Raw genomic sequence first — 22576 nt, forward strand, 5'->3', positions numbered from 1 at the left:
ACCATTACAGGGCACGCCTCTCGTCATCAGCAGTTATCTCTTCAGTCGCTACCTGCTCTTGATCACCAGCGCAGACTGTACTTCCCTGACGCCAGACACTTCTCGGGACAGTGCGATCGCCCGATCAACTTGGGCCTGAGAGTTGACAAACCCAGCCAGGATCACCCGGCCGCGGAAGGTCTCCACCGAAACTGCGAAGCCACTGATTGTAGGGTCGCCAAGCAGTTTAGACTTGATCTTGGCGGTGATAGCCGTGTCATCAAGGTACTCCCCGGTGCTCTCGCGAGTAGCCGTGGGAGCGCAAGCCGAAAGCAAGGGGAAAGCGGTGATAAGAATAGCGATGAACACAATGCCGGTTCGGCTCGGCAGATGCATAAGTCCCCCTCCAGTTATTCGTTCCGCTACCAAAGACGCCTACGGAGCTTAGCGCCACGGGGTCACTATACCAGAAATGCCTGGGGAGAAGAAGCGCTTTGTGTTATCATCCAGCCTACTTTCAGGAGGAATCATGCCCCGACATACGATCTTTCGTCCATTTTTGGGATTGACCATCGGCGACCCGGCAGGGATCGGTCCGGAAATCGTGGCCAAGGCCGTAACACAAGAGGAGGTGCGGGCGGCCTGTCGTCTGCTGATCATCGGCGAGGCTGAAATCATGCGGCGGGCCATAAAGCTTTGCCACCTCGACCTCCTCGTTCGGTCCATCGCCTCCCCGGCTGAGGTCACAGCGGACCCGGGCTATCTCGAGGTGCTGGACCTGAAGAATGTTGATACCGCGAACTGCCCACCAGGCGTCCTTGCTCCGCACTGCGGCAGAGCCGCGGTGGAGTACCTCAATAGGGCGATCGACCTCGCGATAGCGCGTGAACTGGATGGAGTCGTGACCGGCCCCCTTAACAAGGAGGCAATGGCCCTGGCAGGGTTTAAGTACGATGGCCAAACGGAGCTGCTCGCCGAGCGGACCAGCACTAAGGATTACGCGATGCTATTGGTCGTCGGGCGGATGCGGGTTCTCCATGTCTCGACCCATAACTCGTTACGAACCGTCTGCGACAAGGTGAAACGGGCGCGGATACTGACCGTCATTCGCCTGGCTCATCAGGTTCTCTGCGATCTCGGATCACGGCAGAAGCGCATCGGCGTCGCTGGTCTCAACCCTCATGCCGGCGAGAGCGGCCGGTTCGGCCGGGAGGAGATAGAAGAGATCATGCCGGCGGTCGAGGCCGCTAAGACTGAGGGAATAAAGGCGAGTGGCCCCTTCCCACCTGATACCTTATTCCATCGGCTCAAGCTTGGCGAATTCGATGCCGTCGTCGCCATGTACCATGATCAGGGCCATATCCCGCTCAAGATGATCGGGTTTCACCGGGGGGTCAATGTCACCGCGGGTCTCCCCATTATCCGCACCTCAGTAGATCATGGCACCGCCTTCGACATCGCGGGGACAGGAACCGCCAACCCTCGCAGCCTGGTAGAGGCAATCCTGCTGGCCACGAAGTTCGCCCATCGCCGGCGCAAGGCAGCCCGCCCCCTCGACGTGTAGTCCTGAGCATCCGCCCCTGCCTATATTATCCTCAGACGATATCGATTCGCCAGTTATCGCACGCCAGGGTGCATCTGAGGCATGCCTGGGCCCATCATCCTCATTCCCATGCCCATGCCACCCATCATCGATTCGTGGCCCAATCGATCGAGTCTCTCTGTTTGCTCCGGTGTCAGTACCGCCTTCCCGGCCTCGATCGTCTTGACACGACCTACACGAAGCTCAGCCTGTAGCATCGCGCTCTTCTTCGCCAGCGTCTCTACCTTGGCCACGTCCACCTTGTCCTGCTCCAGCAGGCCGTTCAACTCCAGCTCCGTCACATCAATATCCGCAGTCCGCTTGATCGACTCCTTCTCAAAGTTGACTCGAAGCTCCCTGAGGGTACGCTCCTGATCTGTGCTGAGTCCTAACTGCTCTTGCCACATCAGCATCTGGCTGATGAGCGGTCCTTCATGGCCCCCCCGCCCATAGAACGAGGGGCCTATCCCCTTGCCCCGCATCATCTCATGTCTCCCGCGCATCATTTCGGGAGTCATCCGGTGCCCCGTCATCCCCGGTCCACCCGCACCTTCTTCAGCCGAGGCAGCCTGGTTCCACGTTGGCGGAACCACCAGTCCCAACACACCCACTAGAACCAACGCGGCTGTCACGATTGTTCGCATAGTCACTTCCTCCTTCTCAAATGGTTTCTACGGTTTCACGGATCCATATCCGCTGCGATAACCCAAAGCCCGATTGCCACATCTTTTCCTTCGACACCCGGCGGCGGGACAAGGTTTAGTGCGAGCGGACCGGGCCACCGAAAGCCTCAGCGGCCTCATGATATAGGGCCTCCGGGCACTCCTGATATCGTTGGGAAAAATGAAAGACCACCAGCTCCTTCACGTTGGCCTCGCGGGCAAGGAGTCCGGCCTGCCGCGCCGTCAAGTGGTGCCGCTCGGTCGCGCAATCCCGGTCCCGCTCCAGATACATCGCTTCGCAAAACAGGATATCCGCATCATGCGCCAGGGCTACGATCTTCTGCCGATTCTCATCGGAATATAGCGTATCAGTGACATAAGCCAGCCTCTGACCGCTCGTGATGGTCACGATCTTGCCTCTAAGATCACCGAGCAGCAGCTCCTGAAATGTCTCGCCGGTTTCATCCCCGCATGGAACTCGGACTATCGTATCATCCGGCGCGCCCATGCGGACCAGCCGCTTGAATTCGGTCAGCCAGGGCCCGGTCGAAAGACCGAGGCACTTCAGCCGTTCGGGGTCGATATTGATCCGCTGCGCTTCAGCCAGGGCAAAGGCAAGACACGGGATCTTGTGATCGAGATGTACCGCCTCGACCCGGAACAACGGATCGTCGACCAGCACGCCGGTAAACGGTGAAGGCGGCGGCAGATCGATCCGCTCGAAGCGAGCGCCACATGGGAAGCGTGCTGCGGTAATCTTGTCAGGGCTTACCTCGTGGACGTCGAATATGAGGGAGTACCCTTCAACCAGGTTCCAGATGTAGCCGGAGAGCTTCCCTTCGACGTTCGAGATGAGGCCTGGCGGTCCGAAGAGGCGAATCGTGTGACCACGACCGAGGACGATCCGCAGAAGATGATCGAAGCCAATAAAGTGATCGATGTGGGTGTGAGAAACAAAGATATCGGTAACCTTCAGCAGATCGGCAGGCGGCTGCGCCGTCAGATCACCGAGATCCAACAGAAGGGCGCGTCGTTCCCACCTGAGCCTCACAAAGAGGCCGGGATCCTCGAATACCCCATTGAGGAGCCTTGATTGAAATAGATTGATCATTCCTGCAACACCGTGTCACAGAACTCGACATTCGGCGTGAGATGTTACAATCGTTAGCCGGCCAAATGGAAGCAGACCAGTTTCAGCTCGGTCATCTCCTCCACGGCGTAGCGCGGACCTTCCTTGCCGAAGCCGCTTTCTTTCAGTCCCCCGTAGGGCATCAAGTCAGCACGCCATTGCGGGCCCCAGTTGATCATCAGGTTACCCGCCTCGACCTCGCGCGCAAACCGCATCGCCCATTCCAAATTCTTAGTGAAGATGCCGGCCGCCAAGCCGTAGATCGTGTCGTTGGCCAGCGCAATCGCCTCGTCGATGGAGTCGAATCGCGTAACCGCGACCACCGGCCCGAACAGCTCATCACGGAAGATCCGCATGTCGGGGGAGACATCGGCAACGACTGTGGGCGCGTATATAGCCCCCTGACGCACTCCACCCGTCACAACCTGCGCACCGCCTGCCACCGCCTCATTTACCCACTCCTCAACCCGGATGGCCTCTTTTTCCCGGATCATCGGACCCACCTTGGTCCGTTCGTCCAGGGGGTTGCCCGTGGTCAGAGCGGCCACCTTCGGCTTCAGGGCGTCCAGAAAATCGCCATAGATCTTTTCGCTAGTCAGGACCCGCTGCGTGGAGATGCAGACCTGCCCGGCATTCGAGTAGCCGGTCGCGGCCACAGCCAGGGCCACCTTGTCCAGATCGGCATCGGGCATGATGATGATGGGTGAGTTGCCGCCGAGTTCCATGGTGATCTTCTTGATCCCAGCCATCCGGCAAATCCGCTCTCCAACATCGCGGCTTCCAGTAAAGGTGATCTTACGGACCCGACGATCCCTGCACAGTGCGTCGCCGATCTCAGCCCCCAGGCCGGTCAGGCAGGCAATCCCGTCGGCCGGCAGGCCGGCCTCCAGCAGCACCTCCGTAAGTTTCAGCGCCGAGAGAGGGGTGTCCGTGGCCGGCTTGATGACGACCGCGTTGCCGGCCGCCAGAGCGGGTCCGACCTTATGACAGACCAGGTTCAGCGGGAAGTTGAACGGGCTGATCGCAACCACGACCCCACACGGTACGCGCAGCGTGAACCCGAACTTACCGGCAGCGCCCGGGGCGCCATCAAAGGGGATGGTCTCGCCATGTAACCGCTTGGCCTCCTCGGCTGATAGGGTCATGGTCTGCACTGCCCGGCTCACCTCGAAGCGCGACTCGGCCAGGCTCTTACCCTCCTCGAGAGTAATGGTTCTGGCGAAATCCTCGCTCCGGGCCTCAATCAGGTCTGCCGCCGCCCTCAGGATTCGATAGCGGTCGTAGCCGGGAAGCGATCCCATCGTCCGCGCGCCACGGACTGCGCCCTCCATGGCATTCTCTACATCGCCCGGATCCGCACATGGCACTCTATCGACCACCGTTCCATCGTACGGGCTCAGGACGTTGATCTTCTTCTCTGCGTCGATCCATTGGCCGGCCGCGTACATCCGCATCGCCACTTCCCTCCTCCAGCCGCCTCCTCTTCCCTCATCACGAGACCCGGCAAACGCTCTACGGACTGCCCCTGCTTCATTCTAACAGGAGTTGGTTATTGCGAGACCAGTAATGGCTCACAACAGAGTAGAGGTTAAGGCAGCGAGAGACGTGACCCGGCGCACTGGGCCCATTGTACGTAGGACTTCTGTGACGGGAAGGTAGGCTCCTGACTCCGCCTACCCTCCCCGTGTATGCATTTCAAGGCGGGGGTCTTGTCTGAGTCTATCTACCGAGACCAACACGTCTCTAGACCGAATCTCTTTCCGCTCTTCTGCGCCGCGATCGCTTCGCATGGTCCATACGGAGACGATGGTGGAGATTATCTCTGCTTTCGAGGCCCCGGATCTGAGCGGAGATCGCAGGTCGATCCCGTGTTGGGCGTACAGGCACAAGTACCACGTCCCATCGGCGGTGAGCCGACTCCTGTCGCAGGTGCTGCAGAACGGTGTAGTTGTGGACGCGACGATGCCGAACACCGTGCCGTCCGGCAGGACAAACCGATCGGCGGGTGCAGCACTCACTGCAGCGACCGGCTCAATATAGCCGTACTGTCGCGTGAGAACCTCAAGTATCTCGGCTCTAGAGAAGACCTTGTCCATCGACCACAAAGTCGCCCCGCCCACATCCATGTACTCAATGAAGCGGACCTCGGCGCTGATCTGCTTGCCAAACTCCAGCAGATCGACGAGCTCGTCTTCGTTGACCCCCCGGATGACCACGGTATCAATCTTCAATTCCTTTAAGCCAACTTGCCCCGCAGTCTTGATCCCATTCAGCACCTTTGCGTGGGAGTCTTTTCTTGTCAGTGCCGTGAAACGATCGGGGCGAAGAGTGTCCAGGCTCACAGTTACGCGGTGCAGACCAGCGTCATGCAGCGCCTGCGCGGCTTCAGCCAAGAGGATACCGTTTGTCGTAATGGCAAGGTCCTTGATCTGCGGGTTGCGCGCGATCATCCTGACCAGGGCTGCAAGGTCTCGGCGGACGAGCGGCTCGCCGCCAGTGAGGCGAACCTTGTTGACGCCAAGCTCGGCAAAGATATCTACCAGGCCGCTCACTTCTTCCAACGTCAGGATCTCCTTGCGCGGAAGCCAGACGTATTCTTCCTCGGGCATACAGTACTGACAACGCAGGTTGCACCTGTCGGTGACCGACAGGCGCAGATTGCGAAGAGGCCTGCTCAATGTGTCAAGAAACGTTGGGGAGTATTCGGTAAGGTGTGCCATTTGCGCTTACTCAAAAAAGCCGTCAGCAATCAGCGCTCAGCCGCCAGCCTCAGATAAATCAGATAAAATAGGGGGAGCACCAGACGAGCTGATAGCTGACCGCGAAAGCTGATAGCTTCTCCACTTAGGGCTCCACTTCGATATCCGAGCCGTTCACACGAACCCGATAGCAGGGCGCTGCAACTCGCGCGGGAGGCCTAATCACCTCCCCGTTCGTTACGTTGAACTTGGCCCCGTGCCAGGGGCAAGTGACAGTACTCCCTTCAATTTCACCTTCGGAGAGGGGACCGCCATCGTGGGTACAGGTATCATCGATGGCGTGGTAGCACCCACCAACATTAAAGAGGGCGATGGTCTTGCCCCCAACCTCCACTTGCTTAGCCTGGCCGGGGGCCAACTCTCCGGTTGTTGCCACCTTCACAAACGCTGTCATCTGTCGACCTCCCCCACCCTCGTAGCCCGAAACCCCCCGTTCCCCCCTTTGGTAAAAGGGGGGGGTGAGGGGGATTTCGCACCCCGTTCGGAGGGTTGCTACAAGAGCTTACCTAGTGTTTCGCGGGGTACTTCTTGTAATAGAGATTGGCCTCGCTCCCCTCCTCCTCCTTCTGAGCTTCCCACACAGCTCTCTGGACCGCCACCGGAAGGGTATGTCCGTCCTTGCACGCATCGGCGTTCTGCTGGATGAAATGTTGCCACTGCTCCGGCACCTGGGTCGCTTCGAAGATCGCGGCAACCGGGCACTCCGGCTCGCAGGCGGCGCAATCGATGCACTCCTCCGGGTGAATCCAAAGGATCTCTTCACCCTCGTAGAAGCACTCCACCGGGCAGACATCTACGCACGCATGGTCTTTGGTTCCGATACATGGCTCGGCTACAATGTACGCCATCGTTCTTCTCCTCGTTGATTAAGTGGTTTAGGTTGACTGAAGTTCTGATACACGCACAAACCTTTTACTACAGGAAACCAAGCTGGAGCTTGGCGGCTTCGGACAGCTTGGACGGATCCCATGGGGGATCCCAGACTACCTCGACCTGGGCATCCGCCACACCAGAGACACACCGCACCTTCATCTCGACCTGCGCCGGCAGTTCCGCTGCAGCCGGACAATGAGGCGACGTAAGGGTCATTGCCACCCTGGCTAAGCCAGAGGGCTCCACCTTCACCTCATAGATCAGCCCCAGATCGTAGATATTGACAGGGATCTCGGGATCATAAACGGTGCGCAGGGCCTCGATGACCTCTGCCTCGATTTCACTCGTATTCATAAGTAATCAGCTCCCAGCGGTCAGCCGTCAGCTCACGCAAAAACGCTGAGTGCTGAAGACTGATCGCTGCCTTTGTTGGCCTTGATCCGATGAAACATCCTATTCCGTCGAGGAGACCTGCCCTCTCCCCTCCAGCGCGGCCTGCATGGTATGCCAGGGCAAGGTAGCACACTTAACCCGAACTGGGAACTCTCGTACACCCGCAAAGGCGGCCAGCTTCCCAACTACGAGCGGATCACATGCAACGCTCAGATCGGCCGTGACCATTCTATGAAAGGTCTCGAAAAGGCCCTCGGCTTCCGCTGTAGTCTTGCCTTTCACAGCCGCAGTCATCATCGATGCGGAGGCTTTAGAAATTGCGCAGCCCGATCCCTGAAAGGCGATATCCCTGATTACATGATCTTCGACAAGCAGGTACACCGTAATCTGGTCGCCGCACAATGGATTATAGCCTTCCGCCGCACGGTTCGCGCCTTCCAGCTTCTGGAAATTTCGCGGCCGCTTATTATGGTCAAGGATGACCTCCTGGTAAAGTTCGCGCAGGTCCGACATCAGCCAAACAGCTCGGTGACCTTGTAGATCGCCTTCACCAGTGCGTCGATCTCGTCTCGCGTATTGTAGAAAGCCACCGACGCCCTGGCGGTGGCCGGCACGCCGAATCGCTGCAGTACCGGCTGAGCACAGTGATGGCCGGTCCGGATCGCAATCCCCTCTTGATCCAGGATCGTACCGATGTCGTGCGCGTGAACACCGTCAAGGACAAAGGACAGGATACTCGCCTTCTCTTTAGCGGTCCCGATGATCCGCAGGCCGGGGATGGCGGAGATGGCGTCCGTCGCATACGCCAACAACTCGCCCTCGTAGGCGGCAATCTGATCCAGCCCGATGCTGCTCACGTAATCGATCGCCGCGCCAAGCCCGATAGCACCTGCGATGTGGGGAGTCCCAGCCTCGAACTTTAACGGCGCCTCGTTGTAGATCGTCTTCTCAAAGGTGACCGAGAGGACCATGTCGCCCCCACCCTGGTATGGAGGCATGGCCTCGAGGAGGTGCGCCTTGCCGAACACGATGCCGATGCCGGTGGGACCAAACAGCTTGTGACCGGAGCATACATAGAAGTCGCAGTCCAGCGCTCGCACATCCACAGGCAGATGGGGCGCGGCCTGGGCCCCATCGATCAGGACGGGCACACCCCGCTCATGCGCCATATCAATCACCTGCTGTACCGGGTTGATCGTGCCAAGAGCATTTGAGACGTGCACCATCGACACCAACCGCGTTCTCGGGCCGAGCAGCCGCTCATACTCGTCGAGCCGCAACTCACCGTCGTCGTTGATCGGTACGACCCGCAGGACCGCGCCAGTCTCCTTACACACAATTTGCCACGGAACGATATTCGAGTGGTGCTCCATCTCGGTGATGAGGATCTCGTCCCCCACCGTAAGAAGTGGCCTGGCAAAGCTGTGGGCCACCAGGTTGATCCCCTCCGTGGCGCCGCGAACGAAGATGATCTCGCGCGCATCCCTCGCGTTAAGAAAGCGCGCCACCTTGGCCCTGGCACCCTCAAAGGCCTCCGTGGCCCGCTCGCTCAAGAGGTGGACCCCCCGGTGTACATTCGAGTTTTCAGTCAGGTAATACTTCTCGATCGTCTCAATGACACGCTTCGGCTTCTGACTCGTGGCCGCGGTGTCGAGGTACACCAACGGCTTGCCGCGGATCTGCTGCTGCAGGGCTGGGAAGTCCTCCCTGATTCGCGCCACGTCGAATGTCGAGCGCGCTGTAGGCTGCGCCTGCGTATCCTGTGCGGTCATCGCTGTGACTGCTCTCATGGCGTTTCCTCGGGTACGGCGCCGTCGCAAAGCCGCGTGAGCAGAAGCGCTTCGAGCCGGGCTCGGACCGGCTCAATCTTGATCCGACCGAGCAGCTCGCTCGCAAACGCATAGGTCAGCAGGCTCCGGGCAGCCGCAAGATCGACACCGCGAGAACGCAGATAAAACAACGCTTCCTGGTCATGCTGGCCGATGGTCGTCCCATGGGTGCATTTCACGTCATTGTTGAAGATCTCTAACTGCGGCTTGCTGTCGATGACGGCGTCCTCCGACAGCAGGAGGTTCTTGTTGGACTGCTTGGCGTCGGTTTTCTGGGCAGCCTTGTGTACGACGATCTTGCCGCTAAAGACCCCCTTCGACTTCCCATCGAGGATACCCTTGTAGAGCTGACGGCTGCTGCAATGTGGCTGCGCATGATCGATCCGCGTGTGGTTATCCACGTGCTGCCGACCCGTCACCATATAGAGGCCATTGAGAGTGCATTCGGCGCCTTCCCCATCGAGCACCACGTTCAGATCGTTCCGGACGAGGGCGCCGCCGAGGTCGATGGCGTGGGACGAGAACGTACTGTTGTGGCCGAGCTGCACCTGCGCCGTTGCCACGTGGAAGGCCTCCTCGCTTTCCCGCTGCACCTTATAATAGTCGATTACTGCGTTCTCGCCGCCCACGATCTCGGTGACCACATTGGTCAAATAGACGTCGTGTTCCAGGCCCACGTAGCTCTCGATGATCCGCGCCTGGCTGTGAGACCCGACCACGATCAGGTTCCTCCGGTACGACACCGGGGCCGAGCCCCCCTCATCGTCAGTCGGCCCGAGGCGGGCGGAGGAGATGAACAACAGGTGGATGGGTGCGTCGACAATCGTGTCCTTTGGAATGGACACGAACGCCCCATCCTCCATGAAGGCGGTGTTGAGGGCCACGAACGCCTGATCGTGGTAACCGGCGTACTGAGCCAGGTGCGCCTTGACCGAAGCCGGGTTGCTGGCGATAACCGCTGCCAGGCTGCTCACCGTGATACCTTCCGGAAGCTTCTCAAGCGACGAAAGATCGGACGAATAATGGCCGTTCACGAAGACGAGTTGGGCGCACGCCACCCCTTCGAGAGTAACTGCGTCCATTGCGATTACGCGATGACGCGATGACGCCTGTCCGGCGCGTGTGAACGTGGTCTTGACGATCGGAGCGACGTTGGTGTACTTCCAATTTTCGAGCCGAGTCGTGGGAAACCCTAATTCGGTGAACCGGCCGAACGCCGCCCTGCGGATAAGATTGATCCACTGGGGTCGCCTACACACGCTGCCCCTCTCGAGCCGCTCGAAGTCTACGCGATAGCTGTCCAGCTCTTCCGCAACTTGAAGCATCACGCCGTTGCTGCCTCCTACACGATTCCCCGATCGGAGTCGGGGACAGGCGCCTGTTGGGCAAGTACAGCTTCCGCCTTGATCCAGTCGTACCCTTTCGCCTCGAGTTCGAGGGCCAGCGCCTGCCCCCCTGACTTGACGATCCGCCCCTCAAAGAGCACATGGACGAAGTCGGGAGTGACGTAGTTCAGTAGCCGCTGGTAATGAGTGATCAGGATCAGGGCGCGGTCCGGGCTTCTGAGCGCATCAATGCCGTTCGCCACGATCCTCAAGGCATCGATGTCCAGGCCGGAGTCGGTCTCGTCGAGAATCGCCAGCTTGGGTTCGAGCACGGCCATCTGGAAGATCTCGTTCCGCTTCTTCTCCCCACCGGAGAAACCTTCGTTGAGCGGACGATTCAAGAGACCCTGGTCCAGCTCGACAAGCTTCATCTTTTCCTTGATCAGATTGAGGAAGTCGATAGCATCCAGCTCTTCGAGGCCGCGGTGCTTTCTTGTGGCATTTACTGCCGCCTTCAGGAAGTAGCTGGTGCTCACCCCAGGGATCTCCACCGGATATTGGAAACCCAGGAAGACCCCCTCGCGAGCGCGCTCTTCCGGAGGCATTCGGAGCAGGTCCTTCCCCTCAAACATCACTTGGCCGGCCGTGACCTTGTAGATGTCCCGACCGGCAAGCAGATGGGCCAGGGTACTCTTGCCAGAGCCGTTCGGACCCATGACGGCATGGACCTCGCCTGCCTTGACCACAAGATCAATGCCACGCAGGATCTCGTTGTCGCCGACTTGCGCGTGCAGGTTCTTAATTATGAGCAAAGGTTATCCTCTTCGAATACCCAATATAGGGGCAGGGCTTGCCCTGCCCAAAATGGGCGCAGCAAGCAGCGCCCCTACTTAGCCAACGTTTCCCTCGAGGCTCACGCCCAGCAGCTTCTGGGCTTCTACGGCAAACTCCATCGGCAGCTCGCGCAAGACCGTCCTGCAAAAGCCGTTAACGATCAGATTGACGGCATCCTCAGCCGAGATCCCGCGCTGCTTGCAGTAGAAGAGCTGATCCTCACCGATCTTGGACGTTGACGCTTCGTGCTCGAGCTGCGAGGAGTTGTTATGCACCTCGAGGTACGGGAAGGTATGGGCGCCGCACTGATCGCCGAGCAGCAAGGAGTCGCACTGCGAGTAGTTCCGGGCGCCGGTCGCCCCCTTCATGATCTTGACCAGTCCCCGGTAGCTGTTCTGCCCGTGACCGGAGGAGATCCCCTTTGAGATGATAGTGCTCCTGGTGCGCTTGCCGATATGGATCATCTTGGTGCCGGTATCCGCCTGCTGGTAGTGGTTGGTCAGCGCTACCGAGTAGAACTCCCCGATCGAATCATCGCCCTGCAGGATGCAGCTCGGGTACTTCCAGGTGATCGCCGAGCCGGTCTCCACCTGCGTCCAGGAGATCCTGGCGCGCTTCCCCATGCACTTGCCCCGCTTGGTGACAAAGTTGTAGATGCCGCCCTTCCCTTCCTTGTCGCCCGGATACCAGTTCTGGACCGTCGAGTACTTGATCTGGGCGTCATCGTGGGCGATCAGCTCCACGACCGCCGCGTGCAACTGATTCTCGTCCCGCATCGGGGCGGTACACCCCTCCAGGTAGCTCACATAGGCCCCTTCATCGGCGATGATCAGGGTCCGCTCGAACTGGCCCGTCTGGGCGGCGTTGATGCGGAAGTAGGTCGAAAGCTCCATCGGGCAGCGCACGCCTTTCGGGATATAACAAAACGACCCGTCGCTGAAGACGGCGGAGTTCAGCGTTGCAAAGAAATTATCGGTGTAGGGCACCACCGACCCAAGGTACTTTCTGACCAGGTCCGGGTGATTCTGCACCGCCTCGGAAAAGGAGCCAAAGATAATCCCGAGTTCAGCCAGCTTCCCCTTGAACGTCGTAGCAACCGAGACGCTGTCAAACACCGCATCAACCGCGATGCCGCTGAGCCGCTTCCGCTCCGACAGGGGAATGCCCAGCTTCGCGAACGTCTCCAGCAGCTTCGGATCGACCTCATCGAGACTCTTGGGTCCTTCCGTCTGCTGCTTAGGCGCCGCATAGTACCGGATGCCCTGGTAGTCGATGGGCGGATATTTGACGTTGGCCCACTTCGGCTCCGCCTCTGACTTTTCCAGCTTCACCCAATGCCGGTAGGCCTTCAAGCGCCACTGAAGCATCCAGTCGGGCTCATTTTTCTTGGCAGAGATGAGACGGACGGTATCCTCGTTCAGTCCGTGAGGAACGGACTCCTCTTCGATCTCCGTCACAAACCCGTACTTGTATTCCTGGTTGGCCAGGGCCTCGATCGCCTTCGAGCTACTACTCACGCCCTCTCCTGCTTCTGCTCTTTTTGAATCTCAAATAGCGGGGGCCTCTTCACCGGTCCCGGTGCTTGGGGCCAGCCAGCCCTCTCGCCAATAACGCTTAATATTAGCGCCATCGGCCTCTTTTTTCCACACCTTTTCCGTGTCGCGCCCTATCGCATCAATCACCACCACCGGTGGCCTCTGGAGCGTGCCTGCAACCGCCTCGACGATTCAGGCGGCTCTTTCGGTCTCGACCTCGTGCTGGATCCGGTCAAGCCAAGCCTCCGTGCGATCCCCCCAGTCCGACACGTCCATGCCCAGCAGCCGCTCAATGTCAATAGCTGACATGAACTCCCGGACCGTGAAGCCGCAGTGCGAACACCGCTTATAGTAAAACCTGCTATCGTCCTCCACCTGTACCTGTCCGATCCGATTCATACGGGCCTGGCAACATCGGCTCGGCATAGGAGGAGAGATGATCCTATGAGGGTAGCTGTTTCTGGCCTTCTTCTCCGCAGAGTATTCGATAATGCTGACCATCTGACCCCCCTGGGGCAATTGTTCCTTCATCCCACCTCGTGGATCAGAAACGGATTTGCTCCGTCCATAGTGACGAAATACGTGAAGATGATGATTTGGACTGCTCATTTTATCACTCCAATCCAACCTTGCGAGATCCCTCTGAAAGAGAGAGCCCTTCAATCAATCCCCATCATTGTACTGATCCCGCGCCAGACGGAAACCTGGTCCTTTCGGTCTCCGACAACCCGGCCAAGAGCACCTGCATCGCCTCGGTAGATCCTGGCGGTAGCATCGCATAGGAGACTCCTTTGTGGGAGACGACCCGCGCATCCACCTGGGGCTTCGTCGAAACCGCCACAATCGGCAGCGTCGGGGCCAACTCCTTGATGGCTGCGACGATCAGGAGGCCGTCAAGCCCAGGCGTATCCAAATCCAGGATCAGGAGATCGGCATCCATGACCTCGACCACCCCCAGAGCCTCCAGCCCGCACTCACAGACCGTAAGGCGATACCCGTCTTTGCTGAACGCTCTGGATGCCGCGTCCACCAGACCCGTATTATTCGAACACAACATTACATGCATGTTTACCGATCCCTCATCTGGCCTGACAACTAACAATCACTTCATATAGCAAAGATCGTACCAGCCAAATGGGCCAGCAAAATGGGGAAGGATACCTATCTAACTATATATGACTAAAGGAACGATGTGAATCAAGGGAGGATTCCCTCGTCACGGGAACTCTTCAGGAGGGTGGGAATTCTTCCGAGGGGGTCGGAGTTTCTCCTGGGATAATAGGGACAGACACTATTATCGTGACGATTCGTGGTGTGTACGGTCATGATCGTGCATGCCACGGATTACCTGAGCCGTTGCATCCGGCCACCCGTATCATGTGAGGCAACGAGGGAATGATCACCAGGCGGTCGTTCGGAACGACAGCGATTCGAAGGCACACGATGACAGAGCGGCCACTGCAAAGAGACGGGTTCATCTGGGAGGTGCGCAGGACACTGGACGAGTAATACACGTGTTGCAGAGGGGAAGACCAAGAAAGGGTTTCAATAAATAGTGTCTGTCCCTATTATCGCCTCAGCCTAGTTTTTCTTAGCCTGCTCGCTTATGGCTGGCCCTGATCCGGTCTGCGGTCGGGGGCCTGGCCACCACCCGAGCGCAGGTCACCGGGCAGGTCTAGGATCCGCTTGAAGATCCCGAGAACCCCTCGCTCGACCGACTGAGTCGGGATGCCCTCAACCGCCGGCTGGGTTATGGGTCCGTGAATTCGAAACGAGATTACCAGAATGCTCTTCTCTTTCCCGAAGAGGAGCGTTCCGATCTTAAGCTCCTTCATGATCGGCAGTTCGCTGGTTGCCTTGAGAGCCTCGTCGGTGAGGCTCAGCGGTCGCACCGCGAGGACCACATCGACCGTGCGATGAGCTAAGTCAAACTGGCCGACGCCCCCGGCACGCAGGGCCGTACTCCGTAGCTTCAGGTCCTCCGTTCTCGCGATCCCATCCTTGAGATTGAAGGTCGCGCTGATGTCATCGTAGGGCATCCCTTTCCCTTCTGGCCCCTTCTTGAAGAGCCCAGTGAGGTTGGTCATCCTCAGAACCTTCTCGATCATGAAAGAGCGTTGAATCCTCCCATCGACCATCTCGATCCGCACTCGCCCCCCAAGGGAGCGAAGAAAATACTCACCCCCTCCAGCCGTGACTACCCCGCTTGCCCGCACCTGTCCCGTCGCAAGAAATGAGTCCTGATCCTTGACGATTCGCTCGGCGCGACCCTCCTCCATGGTCAACTGAATTCGCCAGCGCCACCCGGGCTGCTCAAGTCTACCCTGGACCGTCGCGCCCAGCGTCCCACCACCCCAGCGAGCCTGCAAATGGGTGGTCTCGACAGACGTCTCTTTGAACTGGATCTCTCCCGCAAGATGTTCCAGGGGCCCTGGATGCCCCCGAACGGTGAGCGAGGCGTCTTTCGTGCGGAGATGTCCACGATAGCGAGGAAGCCGTTGAGTCCCCTGAATCCTCACATCCAGGTCCAGCACCCCTGTGGCGTCGAGGCCATCGGGGAGCAGGGCGCTGGCCAGTGCCCCGGAGACAGCCCCTCGGATTGTCACGTCCATTTCCTCACCGATGGTCCCCCCCACGGTGACCTCAGTCCCCTCGCCTCGAAGCGACAGCGCTGAGATCATAAGTCGCCCTCCTTGAAACGCGAGACGGGTCCGATCCTGGGTCCGAAAGGCGTGCCCTCGGAAATTCAGTTGGGCCGTTTCGAGGTCCACGGTCACCCGCTCAGGCCTCTGCTCCCCGAGCCGACCGCCGATTTCGATCCGTCCTGAACCGACTCCGTCCATCTGATTGGGAAGGGAAGCCCCGACGATCCTCAGAAGGGACCCAAGATCGCCCTTCTCCAGCGTGAGAGTTCCCTCGTATGGGCTGGCGCCCGTGGCCGTGACCACGCCTTGGAGCATGTAGCCTCGGTCAGGGAGGCTCAGGAGTCCCGTCATGCGCGCCCGAGCCCCTTCCCAGGTCAGGGTGCCGTGCCCTCGGCCGAGGCTTGTCCCCCGGTAGGCCAGGTCCCCAACCTCGAGTGTCGTCGTGACGTTTGGTTGGCCGATCGGTCCTTCCCCTTTGGCCGAGGCCCGCACCGTCCCCGTGAGCCCTGAATTCCGGAGGAGCGCCAGGCGTTCAATAGCGATCCGATTCGAGCTCAAGTCGAACTGTGACACACCATTGAAGCCTACCTCGAAGCGACCTGCGATCATCTCGCCTCCCCGGTGCAGTTCGAGGCCCTCAAGGCGAAGCCCTCTCTGATCGAGGTGCACAGTGGCGCGCCCTCGGTCCCAGTGCTCCTTGAGGATAAGGGCGTTCGTGAGCGTCACCGTGCCCTGTCCGTGGAGGGTTTCTGGCGTTCCTCGGATCTGCCCTTTGAGGGTGGCCTGTCCGGCAAGCGCGTGAGGATCGATGCCCACGAGGCGCCCGGTGTGCTCGAGCTGCGGGAAGTGGGCGTACACGCTGAGACTTACCTCCCCGTTCGGCTGAACGACGCCCTCGGCTTGCAGGCGCGCGCGGCCAATTTCGACCGTGCCCTGCCGGACGTGGATCCGACCATCTCGAGCTTCAAGGACGAACTGACCATGACCCCGCTCTTCGGGGCGATCGATGAGATACAACTCCGCGATGCGGATGTGGGCCTGGCCTCGCAGCCCCCTGAGGTCAGCCCCTTCGCCCGTCGCCTGAATCTGGATCGTGGCCTGCCCACCCACCGGAGTCTTTTCCGTAAAGAGGCGCAGGATGTCGGCCAAATCGACCTGCTCCCCGCGCAGGGCGAGGCGGTATCGAAGCTTCTCCCAGATAAGCATGATGTCTCCGGTCAGATCGCCTCTCGCCGTTCGTAGGGTAAGCTCCTGTAGGCGAAGCTCACGGCGATTTGCCAGAACCGCGACGGTCATTCCCGACATAGCGACCTGCTCGATCTGCCCGTTGCCCACTGCGGCGGAACCGGTGAAAGAGGGATCTGTCAGGGGTCCTGTCGCCTTCCCCTCAAGCAGGACAGCCCCCCTAAGGGGAATGGGCAGATTCAGTGGAAAAAGCCCGTCAAGCCCACCACGCGCCTGCATGGTCAGATCAAGTGTCGCGTCGGTCAGGAAGTTGTGGATGCGACCCGCTCCCTGAACGGCGGCCCCCAGGACGGAGAGGTGGAATTGCTTGACCTGGATGTCGCCTCCGTCAACCTCCGCCCTCAGGGTGAGATCGCGAAGGAGGAACGGCGTTGCTCCTCCTTGGATCTTGCTCTCTTCAATCTTGAGCGTCCCTCCGACCACCCCTGCGGTTGCTCGCAGGTCGGCGTGGAGCCCGACCAGTGTCAGTTCGATGCCGGAGTCTCGCCAGAGGACCGATCCGTCCCGGATCTCCACGTGCTCGATGCCGACCGGCAGGAGAACGGGCATCGGTGAGCCCGGTTCCGTCTGTGGGCGTGGCAGTTCTAACCGAACGATGGGGTGACGCAGCACGATCCGGCCAAGGCGGAGGCGGAACCGAAGGAGGTCCATCAGGTTCGGATAAAGTTGCACCTCCTCAATCTTTGCGAGGACTCCGTCCTGGAGCCGCTCCCGGCTCGCGATTCGGACGTCCCGGAGATTCAATGATCGGAGGACCGCGCTCACGCGTACCTCGCCGATCTGGACCTCATGGTCGAATCGTGCCTGGACCTCGGACTGGATTCGGGATCGAATCTTCGCCTGAATAGAGTGAGTCCGCAGCAGCAGGGAGATACTGCCAAGCACGAAGAGGATGAGTCCCGCCACGATTCCAATCGTGATGACGACCCACCGGGCCCGGCCAGTCACAGGCAGTGGCACGAGAGGCATACGATGCAATGACTTACCCGTCACGCCGGTATCCAAGACGAATCATCCGCACTTCTCTGTTGAGATCCCCCCTGTTACGAGCAATTATATTCTGGTGGAAACTTTTGCGCTTTTGCAAAATCGCCTCGGCATGGAAGCGGCACGAGCATTTCAGGACGATATACTCCCGCTGATCAACATTGAGTTTATTGCCTCGGGTACACATCGATCCGGGGTCGCGGCCCTTCTGTCTGCATCAAGACGAGATCTCAGCATAGTGGATTGTGTCAGCTTTGAGGTCATGCGCACATCAGGGATTAACACCGTCTTTGCCTTCGACAAGCATTTTAAAGAGCAAGGGTTTACCAATATAGCCTGACTCTCGTAACCTTGCCTAGGGCCATTCACTGGCCCGGCCTCCGCTTAGTTGCCGCCACTAACTGATGCCTGGACCAAGCGATCCGCGAGGATCTCTACTACCGCCTCAATGTCATCACTGTCTCGCTTCCACCACTCAGAGACCACCCCGAGGATATCGCCCCCTTAACTAATCGCTTCCTGGCCCAATAAGACTGATCCGCGTGTGGTTCGCCTGGCTCACCATGAGCGGAGGGAGACATCCACGGCATGCATGACTTATGCAAGGATCAATAATTATTTCGGTTCTTCCGGCACTAGCGTGGGTACAAGAGGGCTCAATATCCCTTCTGGGGAATAGGGTAGCTGTGCTCCTACCCCTTGAGGGGAGAGGATGAAGGTGGGGGTGATCGGATCCTGGAAGGCCCGGGTACCCACGGAACATCCGGAAGAAGCATTATTTTCTTGACGTATTAGTCATATATATACTACTAAGGAGTAGAGGTTCAGAGGAGAAAATCAGGGAGACTCGATGGTACTCACCGACCGGCAGCGGCAGATCCTGACTTTCATCGCCACCTATAAGGCCCGGCATGGTGCCCCCCCGACGCAGCGCGAGATCGCCCAGCACTTGAAGATCTATATTCGGGGCGTCCAGTATCACCTCGAGCGTATGGAGAAGGCCGGCCATCTCACCCGCACGCCCAAGCGGGCGCGGGCCATCGAACTGCGCCAGGAGCAACGCACCACCCTCACGCCTCTACTCGGTCGGGTGGCGGCCGGCCGGCCGGTCCTGGCCGAAGAGCATATCGAGGCCACGTACCCGCTTCCCCAGGAATGGACCGGTAGCGGGAAGACCTTCCTCTTAAAGGTTCATGGCGACAGCATGCGCGATGCCCGCATCTTTGACGGCGACCTCGTGCTCGTGGCGGCGCAGCCGGAGGCCCACCCTGGCGAGATCGTTGTGGCCATGGTCGAGAACGAGGCCACGGTCAAGCGCTTCCAGACGGACGGCACGACGGTCGTCCTCATGCCGGAGAACGAGGCGTTCGCGCCGATCAGGATCACGCAAGAGCAGCGTTTTCAGATCCTGGGTAAGGTCATCGGCGTCTATCGGAAGCTGTAGTCATGCAACGTGTGCTTACGCCCAAGCCGCCCTTGTCCCAGTTCACCTGCGCCCTCGACCGGTGGAGCGCGCAGGGTGGCCTCGTCCTGCTCTATGGCAGTGAAGATGTCCTCGCCTATGCCCTATTGGCGATCGCCTCGCTGCTCGCCAAAGGAGAGCATGTCGTCTTCATCGATTCGGCCAACACCGTCAACCCCTTCCTGATCGCCGAGGTCGCGACGCGCATGAACAGGCAGCCGAAAGAGCTCCTCGACTGCCTCCATATTTCACGGACCTTCACCGTCCATCAACTGGAGGCCCTCATCACGGAACGCATCGCCAGAGCCCTGCACACCTATGCCTCACGCATCCTGATCGCCTCCGGCTTTCTCCACAACCTCTATGATGAAGACGTGGCGCCGCGGGAGGCTTGGCGGATCTTCAGAAAAGCGGTGGCCCATCTGCGGGCGCTGGCCGATGCAGGCACCCTCGTCCTGGTGGTCTGTCCCACACCAGCCGCTCGTAGTGAGCCAGGTCGAACCATCCGTCTCCGTGACCGGGACGGGCTGCTGGATGCCCTGATCGCCACGGCCGATCGAGTTGTCAAGCTGGTCACCTCCACTACTTCGGCTACGCTCAGTACAGGGCTCTCCCTGGAAAAGTCGGTCATGGTGAGGAGCACAGCTAAAAGACTTGACCGCCTCTCAGGTTTGGCATACGAAACGTAAGCGGCTTACTGAATAGTTATACGTCGCAAGCATAGTTGTTCACATGCACCTGCGCCAGTTGATCGCAGTACAGAACAATCGGGGTTATCTGCGGACAGGAGTCTTGATGCTAAGTCGATTTGAAAAACAACTCTTCGGGCTGATGACGGGCGCTTTTGCATCTCGAGCGCTTGCGATCGCGGTTCAACGAGATCTATTCACGTGGCTGTCGCGGGGGGGAGACGGGCAGACAGTAGAACAAGTCGTCGCGTATTTGGGGTTTCAAGAGCGGACCTCACGAGTATTTCTTGATGTGCTCTCCGCGATAGGGCTCTTGCGGTGCGAGAATGGACTGTTCCGTAACACTGAGCTCTCTGAGCAGCTCTTGGTACGCGGTCGCATAGCCGATCAACGTGGCGCCGTCGCGCTGTTTGATCATTTGTATCTTGGGTGCGGAACACTTGAACACACGCTCAAAACAGGAAATCCGGCCAGCCGTGAATATGGGTACTTTTTTGGCGCCGGTACAGGTTCTTACCCGGATGATATGGACGGAAGTGGGTTTGCACCCGCGCTACTCCTCGGTGAGTTTTGGGATTTCTCCAATGCGCGGCACGTTCTCGACGTGGGCGGATGTCTCGGAGCTACAGCTCACGCGCTGGCGGCACGATATCCCAACCTTCGCGTAACGGTGTTCGACCTTCCCGAAATTTGTGAACGCGGGAAGGCCTTGTCCAAGCAGCATCCGGCATCTGACGCGCGCGTGACATTTCACCCGGGGAATTTCTTTGACGAGGACTACCCGCATGGGGTCGATACCATTTGCTTTGTGCGCATCCTTCACGATTGGTCCGATAAGGAGGCGCTTCGTCTCTTGGAGAAAGCACATGCGGCTCTGCAACCAGGGGGACGAATCGTCATTCTCGAAACGCTGCGCGAAGGTTCAGAGAAGGCGTCACTGACCGCATTGATCGATCTTCTGATGCTGCTAATCAGTCCGGAAGGAGGGCTAAGAACAAGAGTGGCAATGGGCAAACTCTTGCGCACTGCTGGATTTCGAAGGGTCCGGACAAAGCCAACCGCGTATCTTTATAGCCTCATTTCTGCCGAGAAATAAAACCATGACAAACCGTACAGCATTGATCACAGGCGCCGCCGGCTTCCTGGGATCGTTCCTCACGGCGGCACTGCTTAATCGAGGTTGGCAGATTTACGCGCTTGTCCGTAGTAAGCCGGACCAATTACCCCAAGCGTTACTTGCGCACGAACTACGGGGTAACCCTGCCGTTCTTGAACGTCTTACCGTGCTGGAAGGCGATGTAACCCGTCCGCTACTAGGGCTCACGTCATCAATGGTTAGCAGGCTGCAGAATGTGACCGACGTATGGCACTGCGCCGCCAATTTCGAGATCGGCTCGTCGCATCGAAAAGCCATTGTTGATACTAACGTCGTTGGTACCAAACATGCGCTCGATCTCGCTCATACCCTGACAGGTCAATCCATTCGATTTCATTTCCTGAGTACAGCCTACGCCGGGCTCCAAATCAACGACACATGTTTCGAGCGCCTGAGCGACAGACGTGACGGTGCGTTTCGTACGTCGTACGAATGGACTAAATCTCGCGCTGAGCACCTTGTCATGGCGGCACGCGAGGAGCGACATCTGGATGTGCGAATCTACCGTCCGTCGGTTGTTTCCGGACATTTCACAAACGGACAGTGCCTCAGTTACAACGGATACCAGGGTGTATTTCGCGCCCTGTATATTTTGCGCCGTATGCTACAGAACGCATTCGGACCTGACTTTGACCGGAACCTGAGACTTCGCGTCGCCGCTGATCCAGACCTGCGCCTTAATCTCGTGCCGGTCGACTACGTCATTGACGCAATGATTTGCATAGCGGATCAAGAGATTTCTGGCACCCCTATCTTCAACATTACGCATTCTACGGGGAATCAGTTATCCATGCTCTTCGAGCGCGGGACCAAAGCGCTTGCACTGGAGGGGATTCAACTGTCCGACAAGCACGATTTTCGTCGGCGCCCAAAGTCTTCGTTCGAACGGCTTTTTGATCGGCTCATCCTATTTCAGGCACCCTACCTCTTAGAGTCATTGTCGTTCGATACGACGAATTACGCTCAAGTCGTACCGGGGAGACTTTTGCACGCACCAATCCTTTCGAGCGAGTATTTTGACAGAATGAACCACGTGTTACTACATAGGCTACAAGAGGAGTTTGAAGTCGTCGCGACACCAACCGTAGACGCAGTATCCTAAGGCTGTCGAACTGTGCGGGCCGTGCTTGATCGACGTAGAACGACCGCATCCACACGGACGCGCGCAAAAAGCGGCGCGCCGCTGATCGCTAGCGTTCGCCAAAGCAACGGGGCGCCAAAAGGCGCTGCGCTTGAAGCCGAATCATGAGGAGGCATTCGGTTTTTGAGCGATTTTTTTGACTCACGGTATTAGTCATCCGTATAATTACTGTGTAACTACTTAGGTGTTTAGGCTGAAGGCTGAAGGTTCTAAATTATCTCGCAAGGCACGAATCGATCCATTCAAGACCTTTTCGGAGTTTTGTATGATCACGCATGACTTACCCCTAACAGCCTTCAGCCTTCAGCCTAAACACCTGAGTAGTTACCTGAGTAGTTGCTCAGGTGATTT

Annotated in this window: 23 protein-coding genes and 1 pseudogene; 7 read left to right on the top strand and 17 right to left on the bottom strand. The window is 58.7% G+C overall.

Annotated features, from left to right (window positions below; translation table 11 throughout):
* Positions 1 to 48 precede the first annotated feature (48 nt).
* Positions 49 to 375: a BON domain-containing protein gene (locus CLG94_RS08385; RefSeq protein ID WP_107562540.1), complete on the bottom strand. Its 327-nt coding sequence runs from the start codon at positions 373 to 375 to the stop codon at positions 49 to 51.
* A 133-nt stretch (positions 376 to 508) separates the two neighbouring features.
* On the opposite strand from CLG94_RS08385, the gene pdxA reads away from it, so the two are divergent.
* Positions 509 to 1543: a 4-hydroxythreonine-4-phosphate dehydrogenase PdxA gene (gene pdxA, locus CLG94_RS08390; protein ID WP_107562542.1), complete on the top strand. Its 1035-nt coding sequence runs from the start codon at positions 509 to 511 to the stop codon at positions 1541 to 1543.
* Between the two features lie 53 nt (positions 1544 to 1596).
* Here pdxA and CLG94_RS08395 read toward each other — a convergent pair whose 3' ends face one another.
* The 16 genes from CLG94_RS08395 to CLG94_RS08465 all read right to left on the bottom strand — a co-directional run bounded on the left by CLG94_RS08395 (position 1597) and on the right by CLG94_RS08465 (position 17795).
* Positions 1597 to 2205, bottom strand: coding sequence for a Spy/CpxP family protein refolding chaperone (locus tag CLG94_RS08395; RefSeq protein ID WP_107562544.1), 609 nt, complete (start codon positions 2203 to 2205; stop codon positions 1597 to 1599).
* A gap of 115 nt (positions 2206 to 2320) precedes the next feature.
* Positions 2321 to 3334, bottom strand: a complete 1014-nt coding sequence (locus tag CLG94_RS08400; RefSeq protein ID WP_107562546.1) for a ribonuclease Z — start codon at positions 3332 to 3334, stop codon at positions 2321 to 2323.
* Positions 3335 to 3387: 53 nt separating this feature from the next.
* Positions 3388 to 4806, bottom strand: a complete 1419-nt coding sequence (locus CLG94_RS08405) for an aldehyde dehydrogenase family protein (protein WP_107562548.1) — start codon at positions 4804 to 4806, stop codon at positions 3388 to 3390.
* A gap of 219 nt (positions 4807 to 5025) precedes the next feature.
* On the bottom strand, positions 5026 to 6072 hold the full coding sequence (moaA, locus tag CLG94_RS08410) for a GTP 3',8-cyclase MoaA (RefSeq protein ID WP_107562550.1): 1047 nt from the start codon (positions 6070 to 6072) through the stop codon (positions 5026 to 5028).
* Positions 6073 to 6196: 124 nt separating this feature from the next.
* Entirely contained in the window at positions 6197 to 6505 is a 309-nt protein-coding gene (locus tag CLG94_RS08415) for a Rieske (2Fe-2S) protein (protein ID WP_107562552.1), read from the bottom strand.
* A 112-nt stretch (positions 6506 to 6617) separates the two neighbouring features.
* A complete protein-coding gene (locus CLG94_RS08420; RefSeq protein WP_107562554.1) occupies positions 6618 to 6959 on the bottom strand; it encodes a ferredoxin family protein in 342 nt (113 codons plus the stop codon).
* Positions 6960 to 7026: 67 nt separating this feature from the next.
* Positions 7027 to 7338: a DUF59 domain-containing protein gene (locus tag CLG94_RS08425; protein WP_107562556.1), complete on the bottom strand. Its 312-nt coding sequence runs from the start codon at positions 7336 to 7338 to the stop codon at positions 7027 to 7029.
* A gap of 99 nt (positions 7339 to 7437) precedes the next feature.
* Complete coding sequence (gene sufU, locus CLG94_RS08430; RefSeq protein WP_107562558.1) at positions 7438 to 7890, bottom strand: Fe-S cluster assembly sulfur transfer protein SufU; 453 nt, start codon at positions 7888 to 7890, stop codon at positions 7438 to 7440.
* Positions 7890 to 9149: a cysteine desulfurase gene (locus CLG94_RS08435; protein ID WP_107562844.1), complete on the bottom strand. Its 1260-nt coding sequence runs from the start codon at positions 9147 to 9149 to the stop codon at positions 7890 to 7892. The genes sufU and CLG94_RS08435 overlap by 1 nt, the downstream gene beginning before the upstream one ends.
* 14 nt (positions 9150 to 9163) lie before the next feature.
* The gene (gene sufD, locus CLG94_RS08440) at positions 9164 to 10531 is read right to left on the bottom strand and encodes a Fe-S cluster assembly protein SufD (protein ID WP_107562560.1); all 1368 of its coding nucleotides are present in this window, start codon (positions 10529 to 10531) and stop codon (positions 9164 to 9166) included.
* A gap of 17 nt (positions 10532 to 10548) precedes the next feature.
* Positions 10549 to 11343, bottom strand: a complete 795-nt coding sequence (gene sufC / locus CLG94_RS08445; RefSeq protein ID WP_107562562.1) for a Fe-S cluster assembly ATPase SufC — start codon at positions 11341 to 11343, stop codon at positions 10549 to 10551.
* A gap of 78 nt (positions 11344 to 11421) precedes the next feature.
* On the bottom strand, positions 11422 to 12882 hold the full coding sequence (gene sufB, locus CLG94_RS08450) for a Fe-S cluster assembly protein SufB (protein WP_107562564.1): 1461 nt from the start codon (positions 12880 to 12882) through the stop codon (positions 11422 to 11424).
* Between the two features lie 30 nt (positions 12883 to 12912).
* The gene (locus CLG94_RS13285; RefSeq protein WP_161954092.1) at positions 12913 to 13053 is read right to left on the bottom strand and encodes a hypothetical protein; all 141 of its coding nucleotides are present in this window, start codon (positions 13051 to 13053) and stop codon (positions 12913 to 12915) included.
* A gap of 39 nt (positions 13054 to 13092) precedes the next feature.
* Entirely contained in the window at positions 13093 to 13431 is a 339-nt protein-coding gene (locus CLG94_RS08455; RefSeq protein ID WP_107562566.1) for a hypothetical protein, read from the bottom strand.
* A 142-nt stretch (positions 13432 to 13573) separates the two neighbouring features.
* Entirely contained in the window at positions 13574 to 13966 is a 393-nt protein-coding gene (locus CLG94_RS08460; protein WP_107562567.1) for a response regulator, read from the bottom strand.
* Between the two features lie 538 nt (positions 13967 to 14504).
* The gene (locus tag CLG94_RS08465) at positions 14505 to 17795 is read right to left on the bottom strand and encodes a YhdP family protein (RefSeq protein WP_107562569.1); all 3291 of its coding nucleotides are present in this window, start codon (positions 17793 to 17795) and stop codon (positions 14505 to 14507) included.
* On the opposite strand from CLG94_RS08465, the gene CLG94_RS14005 reads away from it, so the two are divergent.
* From CLG94_RS14005 to CLG94_RS08490, 6 genes and pseudogenes are all read left to right on the top strand, one after another.
* The gene (locus tag CLG94_RS14005; protein WP_275666222.1) at positions 17710 to 18117 is read left to right on the top strand and encodes a type II toxin-antitoxin system VapC family toxin; all 408 of its coding nucleotides are present in this window, start codon (positions 17710 to 17712) and stop codon (positions 18115 to 18117) included. The genes CLG94_RS08465 and CLG94_RS14005 overlap by 86 nt on opposite strands.
* 83 nt (positions 18118 to 18200) lie before the next feature.
* Positions 18201 to 18305 (top strand): annotated as a pseudogene (locus CLG94_RS13615) (AAA family ATPase); the annotation flags it as partial.
* Positions 18306 to 18627: 322 nt separating this feature from the next.
* A complete protein-coding gene (gene lexA, locus CLG94_RS08475; RefSeq protein ID WP_107562571.1) occupies positions 18628 to 19221 on the top strand; it encodes a transcriptional repressor LexA in 594 nt (197 codons plus the stop codon).
* 2 nt (positions 19222 to 19223) lie between these two features.
* Positions 19224 to 19928, top strand: a complete 705-nt coding sequence (locus tag CLG94_RS08480; protein ID WP_107562573.1) for a P-loop NTPase family protein — start codon at positions 19224 to 19226, stop codon at positions 19926 to 19928.
* A 106-nt stretch (positions 19929 to 20034) separates the two neighbouring features.
* Entirely contained in the window at positions 20035 to 21024 is a 990-nt protein-coding gene (locus CLG94_RS08485; RefSeq protein WP_161954094.1) for a methyltransferase, read from the top strand.
* 4 nt (positions 21025 to 21028) lie between these two features.
* A complete protein-coding gene (locus tag CLG94_RS08490; RefSeq protein WP_107562577.1) occupies positions 21029 to 22186 on the top strand; it encodes an SDR family oxidoreductase in 1158 nt (385 codons plus the stop codon).
* The last annotated feature ends 390 nt before the right edge of the window (positions 22187 to 22576 follow it).

Origin of the sequence: Candidatus Methylomirabilis limnetica (assembly GCF_003044035.1) — a bacterium.
In the GTDB taxonomy this organism is placed as follows: domain Bacteria; phylum Methylomirabilota; class Methylomirabilia; order Methylomirabilales; family Methylomirabilaceae; genus Methylomirabilis; species Methylomirabilis limnetica.